The organism is Aequorivita echinoideorum (assembly GCF_018476645.1).
In the GTDB taxonomy this organism is placed as follows: domain Bacteria; phylum Bacteroidota; class Bacteroidia; order Flavobacteriales; family Flavobacteriaceae; genus Aequorivita; species Aequorivita echinoideorum.
Window position 1 is genome coordinate 133,220 of record NZ_JAHCTB010000006.1, and the last position, 13,686, is coordinate 146,905.

9 protein-coding genes are annotated in these 13,686 nt (G+C 39.6%); 7 read left to right on the plus strand and 2 right to left on the minus strand.

Annotated features, from left to right (window positions below; translation table 11 throughout):
* Positions 1 to 12: 12 nt before the first annotated feature.
* On the minus strand, positions 13 to 1,362 hold the full coding sequence (locus tag KIV10_RS13195; protein WP_214114493.1) for a Na(+)-translocating NADH-quinone reductase subunit A: 1,350 nt from the start codon (positions 1,360 to 1,362) through the stop codon (positions 13 to 15).
* A 524-nt stretch (positions 1,363 to 1,886) separates the two neighbouring features.
* Here KIV10_RS13195 and KIV10_RS13200 point away from each other — a divergent pair.
* The 3 genes from KIV10_RS13200 to apaG are packed head-to-tail and all read left to right on the plus strand — an operon-like array spanning position 1,887 to position 4,609.
* A complete protein-coding gene (locus tag KIV10_RS13200) occupies positions 1,887 to 3,140 on the plus strand; it encodes a type IX secretion system plug protein (RefSeq protein ID WP_214114495.1) in 1,254 nt (417 codons plus the stop codon).
* Between the two features lie 50 nt (positions 3,141 to 3,190).
* Complete coding sequence (locus KIV10_RS13205; protein WP_214114497.1) at positions 3,191 to 4,219, plus strand: DUF3667 domain-containing protein; 1,029 nt, start codon at positions 3,191 to 3,193, stop codon at positions 4,217 to 4,219.
* 3 nt (positions 4,220 to 4,222) lie between these two features.
* On the plus strand, positions 4,223 to 4,609 hold the full coding sequence (gene apaG / locus KIV10_RS13210) for a Co2+/Mg2+ efflux protein ApaG (protein WP_214114499.1): 387 nt from the start codon (positions 4,223 to 4,225) through the stop codon (positions 4,607 to 4,609).
* A gap of 39 nt (positions 4,610 to 4,648) precedes the next feature.
* Here apaG and KIV10_RS13215 read toward each other — a convergent pair whose 3' ends face one another.
* Positions 4,649 to 5,359 carry an NRDE family protein gene (locus KIV10_RS13215; protein ID WP_214114501.1) on the minus strand — a complete coding sequence of 237 codons (711 nt, stop codon included), beginning with the start codon at positions 5,357 to 5,359 and terminating at the stop codon, positions 4,649 to 4,651.
* A 158-nt stretch (positions 5,360 to 5,517) separates the two neighbouring features.
* Between KIV10_RS13215 and pruA the strand changes: the two genes are divergently transcribed.
* The 4 genes from pruA to KIV10_RS13235 all read left to right on the plus strand — a co-directional run.
* On the plus strand, positions 5,518 to 7,143 hold the full coding sequence (gene pruA / locus KIV10_RS13220) for an L-glutamate gamma-semialdehyde dehydrogenase (RefSeq protein WP_214114503.1): 1,626 nt from the start codon (positions 5,518 to 5,520) through the stop codon (positions 7,141 to 7,143).
* A gap of 107 nt (positions 7,144 to 7,250) precedes the next feature.
* The gene (locus KIV10_RS13965; RefSeq protein ID WP_214114522.1) at positions 7,251 to 7,361 is read left to right on the plus strand and encodes a T9SS type A sorting domain-containing protein; all 111 of its coding nucleotides are present in this window, start codon (positions 7,251 to 7,253) and stop codon (positions 7,359 to 7,361) included.
* 73 nt (positions 7,362 to 7,434) lie between these two features.
* Positions 7,435 to 7,995 carry an NUDIX domain-containing protein gene (locus tag KIV10_RS13230; RefSeq protein ID WP_214114505.1) on the plus strand — a complete coding sequence of 187 codons (561 nt, stop codon included), beginning with the start codon at positions 7,435 to 7,437 and terminating at the stop codon, positions 7,993 to 7,995.
* 460 nt (positions 7,996 to 8,455) lie between these two features.
* A partial coding sequence (locus tag KIV10_RS13235) for an Ig-like domain-containing protein (protein WP_214114507.1) occupies positions 8,456 to 13,686 on the plus strand: 5,231 nt, incomplete at its 3' end.

The following is a 13,686-nucleotide window of genomic DNA, read 5'->3' on the forward strand; positions in this document are numbered from 1 at the left end:
CAAAATGAATAATTATCCTATTTCTTTATACATTAAATCCAGACCGTTTCTAATAATTTGCTGGTGTGGCTGCTTGCTTACGCAAATAAATTCGGTGAGCGAAAAATCCTCTGGAGCAACCTCATACATTCCCAAAGCTTCCATAGCATCCAAATCCTTTACCATACAAGCCTTGAGCATTTGAAGCGGATACATATCCAACGGAAAAACTTCCTCGTAATTTCCGGTTACTACGAATGCACGGTGTTCTCCATTTGTATTGGTATCGAGCTCAAACTTTTTATTCGGTGTCAACCATGAAAATGTAAGCGCCCTGGAGGTGGATATTTTATCGAAAACGGGTTTGTTCCAACCAAACAATTCGTAATCATCCCCTTCTGGAATAACGCTTACCGTATTGTTATAAAAACCCATGAAACCTTTAGGAGAAGTTTTATAGCCCGTAAGCACATCGCCGTTGATCACACGCACATTCTCTTCATCAAGGCCCGAATCATATAAGAAAGTTGATACCTCAGCACCAATTTTAGTTTTATAATATTTAGGCGTTTTAACTGACGATCCAACTAAAGCGATGGTCCTTTCAGCATTAAACTTTCCCGTAAGTAGCATATCACCAATAATCACAAGATCTTGTGGCGCTACAGTCCATACTACTTCATTTTTATTTACAGGTGCAATTTTATTTATTTGGGTTCCCACATTTCCTGCGGGATGTGGACCAGAGACTGTATGAAGAACAATATCTTTCAAACCTTTGAATGGTGATTCGCCTTTGCCAACACCCACGTGAAGGCTACCTTTTGTAAGTTTGCTCAATGCAGTAACTGCTGATTGCAGCTGCTGTTCTTTTCCCTTCAACGAAAAATCAAGATCATTTGCCAAAGGCGCAGTAGAAACACCAGAGATGAAAATGTCCCTTGGTTCATCTTCGGGGTCAGCAATAATGGCGTACGGACGCTGCATTATAAATGGCCAGCAACCACTCTCCAATAACCGGGCTTTAATTTCAACAGGGTTGGAGGAACCGGAATTCAATGGACCAAATTCCTTAAAATCGTCTTGCGCATCCGCCTCAATGGTCAATTGAACTATCACGCGCTTTGCGCCCCGTTCTATCTTGGTAAGGGTTCCGCTTACGGGAGAAACAAATTTGATAGCCTCATTATCCTTTGAATAAAAAAGGGTTTCCCCTGCTTTTACCTTTTCACCTTCTTTTAAAACCATTTTTGGCTTAACAAGATGAAATTCTGAAGGCCTTATAGCGAAGGTTCTGGAACGAGGTGCGCTGGAAAGTGTTTTCTCTGCTTCGCCTTTCAATTTAATGGTGAGACCTCTTTTAATCTTAATGTCTTTGGACATAAAATATTGGGTATTAATAATGTCTTTTAAACCCTGTTTCGATTCACTTAAAATATGGGTATGGAAATAGGGAGTGCAAATTTATAAATTTAATATTCCAATGCGCAATAAATGCCTATAATTTTCTATGTTAAAAGAGTTCCGAATTCTTCTTTAAAATCATTTTAAATAAGACCATTATTTCTAATTGCATTATAATGATTAAAGCCCTGAATATTCTATATTTTAGCTTATAGCATCAAAGCATATTCCATACATTTTCCATATATAACGATCGGCAAGAAATCGGCATAGGGTCGATATACTATCGGCATACAGTCGATATAGGAGACAAAAAATTTATAATATATCATTTTACCAGAAGAAATTTTGAAAGAAGAGATGCCTTCACACCTTTAGCAAATTGAAAATGGCATCCCAATAGAGGAAATATTTAGAAGAAATTTCAGAAATAACGTATTTGAAATTGAGCATTCATTCAAGGCATAAAATTTGTTTATCTTAGCTTTTTTTAAATTCTCATCATGATCAAAAAAACGCTAGCCACGCTCCTATTTTCGATTTCTGCAATTTCCGCTTTTGCACAATTAAATGAAATCGTGGAACCATCTTACATTAGCACCATTCAGTTTACGGGTATTACCGAACAAAGTCAGTTGCCAATAATCCGCCTGGGCGAAAGACTTCAGCTTTCCTTTGATGCGCTCAACGGCCAAGAAGATGATTTTTATTACGTGATTACACACCATAATTTTGATTGGTCCCGAAGCGATCTTTCCAAGAGTGAATATCTGGATGGTTTTGACGACGTTCGCATTGAAACCTACGAAAATTCGGTAAATACGCTGCAGATATTTTCCCATTATACGTTGACAATCCCCAATAGAGAGACGCGTGCAATTCAGCGAAGCGGCAACTATCTGCTTACAATCCATAATAGCGGTGGTGATGTAATTTTCACAAGAAAATTTATGGTTATGGAAAATATTGCGAGCGTGGGGGTTGAGATAAAACGTTCGCGGGATTTGAAATACATAAACACGAGGCAAGTTGTACAATTTTCAATAAATTCTCCTGGACTTTTACTGGTAAATCCAAAACAAACCGTAAAGACATTGGTATTGCAAAATAGCAATCTTAAGACTGCAATAAACAATTTGATACCACAATACACCATTGGAAATGAGCTTATTTACAGATATGATAAAGAAGCGTCCTTTGGCGGTGGAAACGAATTTTTGTCTTTTGACAACAAAGATGAACGTTCGGCAACCAATGGAATCCGCAATATCCAACTTTCTGATGTGTATGAAAATTTTCTTTTTACAGACGGCGCGCGGTATGATAGGCCTTATACTTACAATCCAGACATCAACGGAAATTTTGTTGTTAGGAATATAGATTCCCCGCGGCCAGACATTGAGGCAGAATATGTGCGGATGCATTTTAACCTTCAGTATTTTGACGACATTGGGGATAAAGAACTTCATTTGTATGGAAATTTCAACAATTGGACGATTGACGGAAGCACTTATATGAAGTATAATTCGGAAACCGACACCTATCAAAACGCACGATTGTTCAAGCAAGGTTTTTACAATTACAAATATGTGCTCGTAAATCGTGATGGTTCTATAGACGGCGGTGCGGTTAGTGGTGATTTTTGGGAAACTGAGAATGATTATACAGTTTTGGTATATTTCCGCGATTTAGGTGCACGCTACGATAGACTTATCGGGATGGGCTCTGCAAATTCTACAAACATCACCAGTTATTGATTCAGACTTAGCGCATTCAACTTAAAATATAACCAATCCATTTTTTGTTGATGAAAAAGAGAAGGGGAAAGAATTTTGAAAGCGGCAGAAAATCTCTAAAATACCGAGGGAACAAATGTCTTAATTGCAATCAACCGCTAGATATCAGTGATGTATATTGCCCTTATTGCTCACAGCTGAATAGCAACAAACCCATAACTTTTTCAGATTTTATTGCTGAATTTGTAAACAGCATTGTTGTTTACGATTCGCGTTTGCGCAACACCATACAAACACTCCTTTTCAGACCGGGTGTTATTACACGCAACTACATCGATGGACAACGAACCAAATACGCAAATCCGTTCCGTTTCTTTTTAAGCGTCTCCATTATTTTCTTCATTTTACAGGGAATCATAAACACCTTTGATACCGATACGAAAAACAATCTCGTCAATTTAAAGACGGCCCTAGGCAATGAAAATGAGGAGGATTTTACAGAAGTCGAAAAAGTTGCTCCAGATTCCACATTCAGAAAAATGGGAATGGCTGAAGAAATTTTTGAGCGCTTTGAAGCCTATAACAAGTTTTACAAACAAACGGGAATCCAAAGTTCTGTAAAAGCTCTGGACAGTATTGGTCATCCCAATACCCAAATGAACCGATTTATTTATGGCGAAAATGATGTGGTTGAGCGCATTAAAAACGACCCATCCAGTTTCATAAATTACATGCTTGCCAAAACACCCTTTTTTCTATTCTTTTTTACTCCTTTTTATGCACTATTCTTTGCGCTACTCTACTATCGTACAAAATCGGGATATGCCGCGCACGTAATCTTTATATTCCACATATTCAGCTTTCTGTTTCTGGGAATGATAATCTGTACTATTCCAGAATTATTTATGGATTCCAGTTTCTTTACCGGATTGTTACTTTTGCTTGTGGGACCCTTATATTTCTACAAAGCGCTTCGAAATTTTTACAATCAAAAGCGTTTTATAACAATTTTAAAATTTGTATTTTTATCAATAATATTTTCTATAAGCGCAACATTTGCGGCGTTTTTATTCTTTTTAGTGACTGCCGCAATTTATTGACATATGGTTCAACAGGTTACACAAGGGATTAAAATTTCAGTAAAAACTGAATTTGACGGCACCTTTTACAAGGGCCGGAGAATCCAGTATGCCTTTGCGTACACCATAACCATAGAAAATCAAAGCAAGGATACCGTGCAGCTCACCTCTCGTTATTGGAAAATAAAGGATTCCCTCAATTACACTGAAATTGTTGAGGGTGATGGCGTTATTGGGCAGAAGCCTATTTTATTACCAGGAGAAAGACATTCATATACCAGCGGTTGCCTTTTAGTCTCCCCATTCGGCGCAATGCGCGGGCATTACAATATGGTAAACTTTGCCACTACACGAAAATTTAGGGTTTCCATTCCGCTATTCAATCTTAGTGCGCCCTTTTCAATAAATTGATTTTTTGGATTCTTTTGAATTTTTATTGTTTTATAAATCTTAGGAAAGATTTACTATTTCGTTTTTTCTTTCTGATTGCAAATCGAAATACTGCATCGAAATTACGTCTTCAGATTTAATAATTTGGGTGATACTTTTACTCTTTACAAAGCCACGGTCCATACGCAAATTGCTATGTAAATCACCATCACCGGCATTGTTGTGAAAAGACAATAATTCATTTTCTGAAGGTGTATTATTATGAATCAAAAATTCTGAAAACCAAGCCTCGCGTTTCTCCCTCAAATTTTTCGGATACAGAGGTGAGGAAGACCAAATATGGGAAATCAAGGGTTTTTCAGTAAAATGGGGAATTGCACCGTCCCACACCAATTGATAAAGTTTTATTTCAACATTATAATCTATAAAAATGCAAGTAAAAGGTTCAATTTCCGTAAAATTATAATCCGCAACAGCTGATATTAAACTATTGACTTTCAGAAAATCTGTTAGTACCAGTCCCCTGCTCTTTCGGTAATTTGCTTTGCGAACGTGCGCTTCAAATCCGCCATTCATTAAACAGGCAACTCGCTTGCGTTCGCTTGCGCCTATCCAACTTCCGCCCGCGAGCGCATCTTTTGGATAAAGAAGTTGTAAGCCGTTTTCGATATATATTTTTGGCGGAATGGTTTCGCGGCCGGGCGCTTCATCGCGATTGGATGTAAGAATAAAATCACTATTTGATTTTGGGACGAAGGTTACGGTACACATTTTATAAAATTAATAGTACAAAATTACGATTCAATAAGCTATTAAGAACAAAATCCTCACAATAATCAGGCACGAACAACTATTACGGAATTTCAAGGATGGGTGTATCCAATTTTGTAACTTTGCGATCTTCACAATCATAAAAGACAAAATATATTATGGGAAACGGATTTTTTGAGGTACCAATTGCTATAAATGAGCCAGTTAAAAATTACGCTCCGGGCTCTCCGGAACGCAAGGAAGTGCTGGACATGTACAAAAAAATGTATGACAGTACTGTGGAAGTACCTCTGTTTATAAATGGGGAAGAAGTGAAAACGGGAGACACTGCTACAATGTCACCACCACATGAGCACAAGCATACATTGGGTACGTTTCACAAAGCTTCCAAAAAAAATATTGAGGAAGCAATTTCAACTTCGCTTGAGGCTAGAAAAAATTGGGCCATAATGCCATGGGAACAGCGTGCGGGAATTTTTCTTCGCGCTGCCGAACTGATTGCCGGGCCATACCGTGCAAAAATCAATGCAGCAACTATGCTCGGGCAGTCAAAGAATATTTACCAGGCTGAAATTGACTCGGCCTGCGAATTGATCGACTTTTTGAGGTTCAATGTTCAATATATGACTGAGATTTATGCTGAACAACCCGAATCCACCTCCGCTGCTTGGAACCGTATTGAGTACAGACCATTGGAAGGTTTTGTTTATGCCATTACACCGTTCAATTTTACAGCCATTGCGGGCAATTTGCCCACGAGCGCAGCACTGATGGGTAATGTGGTGGTTTGGAAGCCAAGTGATAGCCAAGTGTATTCTGCTAAAGTAATTCTGGATATTTTCCGCGAAGCTGGTGTGCCAGCCGGGGTTATTAACATGGTGATGGGTGATCCGGTAATGATTACCGATACCGTTTTGGCAAGCCCAGACTTTAGTGGAATTCACTTCACGGGTTCCACAACGGTATTCAAGGATATTTGGCAGAAAATAGGAAATAATATCCATAACTATAAAACATACCCCAGAATTGTGGGAGAAACAGGCGGTAAGGATTTTATTGTTGCGCACAAAACCGCCAATCCCAAACAAGTTGCAACAGCAATCGCCCGTGGAGCATTTGAATTTCAAGGTCAGAAATGTAGTGCTGCCAGCAGATGTTATATTTCAGAAAGTATTTGGGATGCCGTTGAAAATGATTTGGTAGCAGATATAAATTCATTCAAAATGGGTTCGCCGGAAAATATGGAAAATTTTATTACGGCCGTAATCCATGAGGGTTCTTTTGATAAACTTGCAAGCTATATAGATCAAGCCAAAAAAGATAAAAAAGCTAAAATAATCGTAGGAGGAAATTATGATAAGAGCAAGGGTTATTTTATAGAACCCACGGTTATCGTTACTGAAGACCCCAATTACAAAACGATGAGCACGGAACTATTTGGCCCAGTGGTTACCATTTACGTATTTAAGGATAAGAATTGGAATGAAACCCTAAAACTTGTAGATGAAACGGGAATCTATGCGCTCACCGGTGCGGTTTTCAGTGAAGATAGATATGCGCTCGATGAGGCCGTAAAAGCATTGGAAAATGCTGCCGGAAATTTCTATATTAATGACAAACCCACAGGGGCCGTAGTGGGACAACAACCATTTGGTGGAGCCCGCGCCAGCGGAACTAACGATAAAGCAGGAAGCAAATTAAATCTTTACAGGTGGATATCACCAAGAATGGTGAAAGAGACTTTTGTTTCGCCAACAGATTATCGCTATCCTTTTTTAGGTTAATTATGAAATATAACAAATAAAAAACCCGGCGCTAGGCCGGGTTTTTTGTTTTAGTAAAATGAACATTATTCGTAATTCTTGTTTACGTTAATATCCGCGTGTTGTGAATTTTTTTAAATCTTGAATTCAATGTTTCACAATTACAAGCGGGAACTTATTTCATGAAAATCTCAAAAGATAATCTTGTAACTATTAAAAGATTCTTGATTGGCCAGTAATTATTTTAGTAAACAATTTAAAAAATGCCTCGATTCTAAATCGGGGCTTTTTATTTTAGCAAAAAACTCCATGATGAAATACACAATAAAGAGCGAAAAAACTGTTTTTGACGATCATTATAAAATGATTAAAGCTGAAGTAGAATATGAAACGTTTAGCGGAAAATCAATCGAAACAAACAAACTGGCTTTTGAACGGGGAGATTCAGTCGCAATTTTACTCTTTGAAAAAGAAAGCAACAGCATTCTGTTAACCAACCAATTCAGGTATCCAACTTGTAAAAACAATAGTGGTTGGTTGCTGGAAATTCCCGCTGGTTCTTTGGAAAAAAACGAAAACCCTGAAGATTGTGTAAAACGTGAAGTGATGGAGGAATTGGGTTATGCTATAGAAAATCCGAAGCAAATCAGCATTTTTTATAATTCACCCGGAGCATCCACCGAGCGTGCATTTCTTTTTTACGCTGAAGTATCAAAACAAGATAAAACTGGAGAAGGCGGCGGATTGTCTACTGAGAATGAAGATATTCAATTAGTGAAGATTAATATTTCAGAAATAAAAACTAGGCTTAGCCAATTTAAAGACGCTAAAACTATTTTAGCCCTACAATGGTTTTTGCTGAATAAAATATAAATGTTTCGAAGATTAAGTTGTATTATATATGTAAACTATTATTCCAAATTATTTACCAAAACCACATATTTTGTATTTGAAAATTAATCAGTTTCAATGTATTCTAAAAGGGGCTATTTAAAAAAATACATCTTGAAACATAATTGTTAAAAGATTTTTTTAATAAATATTGATTTAAATTACGTGAACAAGATTCATAGATTAAATCAGAATTTTAACAACTTCGGAATATACCATACCAATTTAATTTCGTTATATTTGGCAACATTTAACAAGTTTTTAGCATTAAATAAACATTTGTTTAATGAAAGATAATTTGTAAGTTTATATAAATCTAATACGACAAAGCAAACAATAATCAATCTAACCTCAATATTTTGAATGCTTTACAGATTGCTCAGCGCATTCCTGTAAATTTTTTATTTAATATATCTATAGTGCACATTAATATTATTGTATTATGAAAAAAGTTACTCTACTAATTTTTCTAACATTTTTTCCATTTATTTTTTATGGTCAACAATGTCCAGATCCCATTGCCAATGATGTGCAGTATTTCTGTACTGGTTCAGTGCAGACATTAAATAACTTGACAGTTACCGCTTCGGGTACCTTAACATGGTATAGTGATCCGGCAGGCACCAACGTAATTCCTGGAACTACAACAATTATTAGCGGTACAACATATTATGTAAGTAATACGGATACTCTGGCAGGATGTACTGAGAGCAATTTAGTGCCAATAACGGTATATCTTCAATCCCTGCATTTTAATGTAAATCCGCAATCCTGTATAGATTTGGGGAATAATGTGTTTTTAGTAGATCCAAATGGACCTATTCAAATAGATGTATTGGATATAAATAATAATCCAAAGACGGCTCGATGGACGCCCGTAGGAAACCCTTTATATATTGATGCGGCTTTAACACTTAGTCATTTTGCATTTCCAACTGGTTTTTCCACATTGTATTTTGGTAATGCTGTTGCTGATCGTGAATACGTTTATACAGTTAGCACATTACCTACCCAGATAGCAGCTGGCGTTTGCCCAAGAGGTACACAACAATTTACTTTACTTACAGGATCCTTTATATATGATGATCTTTGCTACAATACAACTACTACGTTGGCTGGATTAGGCGTACCCGGCGGCAATATTACCTGGTATAGCGATGCAGGCGGAACTACAATTATTCCAGAAACTACAGTTGTCGTGGGTGGACAGACCTATTATGCGGGATTTAATGACCCAAGCTGTCCAGATATTCTTCCTGTGATTGTAGAGTATGCTGTGGATGCGCCAATAGGTGATAGCAATGCTCTTTTCTGTACTGCAGCAACCTGGTTGAGTGTTGGTATTACTGAAGATGATGATAGACTTAGCGATCTTAATATATGTGGCACCAATCTCACATTTTACGATGCAACCGGTACAACTCCTATCCCTGCTAACACCCCACTAACAGATGGTACCACCTATCAAGTTACACAAACAGTTAGTGGTTGCGAAAGTGAGCCGTTGGTAATTATGGCTACAGAACGAGTTTGTTCGTGTATTAAAAATGAAACAGGATTTACTTTTAACAGGCGAGTAATTACAAGTGGTAATTTACACGATTCCTGTAATGAAAATAATATAACTGGTCCTGCTACAATTGGTGCTCCAAATGTTTTTACCTCAGCAGCTGTAGTACCTTCCACACCAGGAAATGACCCAAATTTAGCTGCAGCGGGAATCCCGAACCATCCTAGAACTAGTCCATTCGTAGCTTGTACTAATAATGCTTACAGAATAAACAACACGGAAACGGGATTTGGCTCTGGATCGGAATTAGTTGCAATGAAAAAACAATTTATAGCGGGGGAGGTTATGACCTTTGATTTTTCAATGATATTGCAAAATCCAAGTGGACATGTTAAAGAGGATCAACCTTTCTTAAAAATAAATATTTTTGATGAAAATAATAATCTTTTTAGTGAAAGATGCGTAACTTCAGATCCAGGAAACTGTATATTTAGATCAACTACCTTTAATGGACAACCCCTTGTTTATACAGACTGGTCATGTTTGAAAGTAAATACAATTGAGCTTCAAGGCCAAAGGGTTACAGCTGAAATTATTTTAGGGGATTGTAACCTAAGCGGTCATTGGGCTTATGCATATGTAGATAATTTTCAAGTGGGCGATGATGGACCAAATGTGTGTTCAAATTCATCGTTTGGATACTTGGCGTTAAATTCCACAACGGCTGTCACCGGGGAAGATTATAGAGCTTGCTCTCTTATTGATAATCCCGCACCTGCGGAATGTGACCCTCTTGCACCAGTATTAAATCCATTATTCCCTTTTGACGTCTGTGGTGACTTAACAGCGCCGGTAAGTGCCACTGGCAACGGTATTTCCCCTGGTCCGTTACAAATGAATATTTTTCAAAATGGAAATAATGTAGGAAATTCTACAGCAATACAGCCCTCGGGCGGAGGATCTGGTTTTTGTTTTGAAATTGACCAAAGCGATATTACAGTACCGCTATTTGGCTATTTCTCATTCCAAGCTACTGCAGAATACCAAATCAACTGCGGAACTGCCATTAATTATGATTTGGATGCTGATTTAAATGGCTTCAAGGTATGCCCTGTGGCCGAATGTCCCACACCACTTACGGTTTGTGGTACAACAAGTACCGGTTTTGCAACCTTTGACCTTACTTCTCGCGAATCTGAGATAATATCTAGATATCCTGGACCTGCTGCTCCATTTGGAAATCTAATAGTTACTTTCTATGAAACGCTATTACAAGCCCAAAACGGAGGACCGCAAATTGCCACGCCCACAGCCTATCAAAATACCACAATCAATACACAAACTGTTTTTGCAAGATTAGATTTTGACTGGGCGGGATTAGGTGTTGCGGCTCCCTATCCAGATGATTGCTATGATATTGTGCCCCTTGAACTTTTTGCAGGTATTGCGCCAGATGTTCCAGCGTATCCTAATATCACTCCCCTAACCCAGTGTCCAGACCCCTTAACCACAAGTTACACATTTAATTTAAATGATGTGGAGACAGAGTTATTGGCAAATCTAGCGGTGCCAACCGATTATACGTATGTTTTCTACACATCTTTAAATAATGCACAACTTGAGCAAAGTCCAATTACAAACCCTCTAACGTATACAGTAAACGTGCCGCCAGCAATTTCGCCAATACGAATTTATGTTCGCGTTGAAGGACCTGATGGTTGCTTTACTATTACATCATTCGATTTAATAATTTTCCCTGATATCGTTTATACTCCTCCAACGGATTATGAGCTATGCGACGATCAGACTACAGCAGATGGTTTCACACAATTTGACCTAAATTCAAAAGTTACCGAAATCAACAGTCCTGGTAGTACAATTACTTTTTATGATAATCAAACCAGTGCTGATACAGGGGTAGGAACTCCCTTGCCCTTATTATATACAAACACAATTAACCCTGAAACAGTTTATGTGCGTATTGAAGATGCTAATGGCTGTTCAATTACGGAAGAATTTGACTTGATTGTAAATCCGAACCCTATAGCGGGACCGGTTGACGATATGGCGAGATGCGGTGCTGGCTCTGCCCAATTTGACTTCAGTATTCCCGGTGCGCAAGCAATTAATGGACAAACAGATTTATCTGTTAGTTTTTATTTGACTCAAGCCAATGCCGAAGGTGGTTTACCCGCAAATCAACTTCCCGTTCTTTATACACATTCAGGTGGACCAACGACTATATATATACGATTAGAAAATGACATAACGGGTTGTTTCACCATAATACCTTTTATGATTGAAATAGTAGGCGCGCCTCCTATAACCTCTCCCATAACAGATTATTTGCTATGTGATATAAACCAAGATGGTACCGAAATATTTGATTTAACCTCGAAAGAAAATGAGATATTAGGAACAATTCCACCGAATACAGTAGATATTACATACCATGTGAGCGTAGCGGACAGGAACAATGGAATTGCAATTGCCACTCCAAACGCATTCAACAGCGGCGGGCAGACAATATATTTCCGAGTAACTTATAATGACGGTTCCGGATGCTTCAGCGACGGGCAGTTTGTTATAGGTCTTGAGCCAGCGATCACGTTTACCACCCCTACCGACTATGAGCTTTGCGATGACCAGACCGCGGACGGATTTACACAGTTTGACCTCAACACGAAGGTAACCGAGATCAATACGACTGGCACCGTTACGTTCTACAACAACCCGGCGGACGCTACATCTGGCGCCGGTACCACATTGCCGCTCTTGTACACGAACACAAGCAACTCACAGACCATCTACGTGCGCATAGTCTCTGCCGGAGGATGCTTCACGACCACTGAATTTGACCTTATAGTGAACCCAAATCCGGTGGCGGGAACCCCTACAGACCTGGAACTTTGTGATTCCGGAAACGGTTCAGCGCAGTTCGACCTGAGCGTGCCCGGAGCAGAGATCGAGAACGGCCAAGCGGGCGTTACCACCACTTTCTATCTGACACAGATATTGGCGGAAGGCGGAACCACCGGACAATTGCCCACGCTCTACACGGCTTCCGGAGGGCCTACCACCATCTATACCAGACTGGAGGACAATGCTACCGGTTGCTTCACTATTGCAACATTCACGATAGAGGTTATTCCGGCACCGGCCATAACCTCGCCTATTACGGACTACATACTGTGCGATAACGACCAGGACGGCACAGAGGATTTTGACCTTACCTCCAAGGAACCGGAGATATTGAACACAATAAACCCGGCCACAGTTACCGTTTCATATTATTTAAGCGTAGCGGACAGGAACAATGGAATAGCCATTGCCACTCCAAACGCATTCAACAGCGCCGGGCAGACAATATATTTCAGGGTTACATCAAACGATCCAACCGCCTGCTTCAGCGATGGGCAGTTTGTTATAGGTCTTGAGCCAGCGATCGCGTTTACCACCCCTACCGACTATGAGCTTTGCGATGACCAGACCGCGGACGGATTTACACAGTTTGACCTCAACACGAAGGTAACCGAGATCAATACGACTGGCACCGTTACGTTCTACGACAACCCGGCGGACGCTACATCGGGCGCCGGTACCACATTGCCGCTCTTGTACACGAACACAAGCAACTCACAGACCATCTACGTGCGCATAGTCTCTGCCGGAGGATGCTTCACGACCACTGAATTTGACCTTATAGTGAACCCAAATCCGGTGGCGGGAACCCCTACAGACCTGGAACTTTGTGATTCCGGAAACGGTTCAGCGCAGTTCGACCTGAGCGTGCCCGGAGCAGAGATCGAGAACGGCCAAGCGGGCGTTACCACCACTTTCTATCTGACACAGATATTGGCGGAAGGCGGAACCACCGGACAATTGCCCACGCTCTACACGGCTTCCGGAGGGCCTACCACCATCTATACCAGACTGGAGGACAATGCTACCGGTTGCTTCACTATTGCAACATTCACGATAGAGGTTATTCCGGCACCGGCCATAACCTCGCCTATTACGGACTACATACTGTGCGATAACGACCAGGACGGCACAGAGGATTTTGACCTTACCTCCAAGGAACCGGAGATATTGAACACAATAAACCCGGCCACAGTTACCGTTTCATATTATTTAAGCGTAGCGGACAGGAACAATGGAAT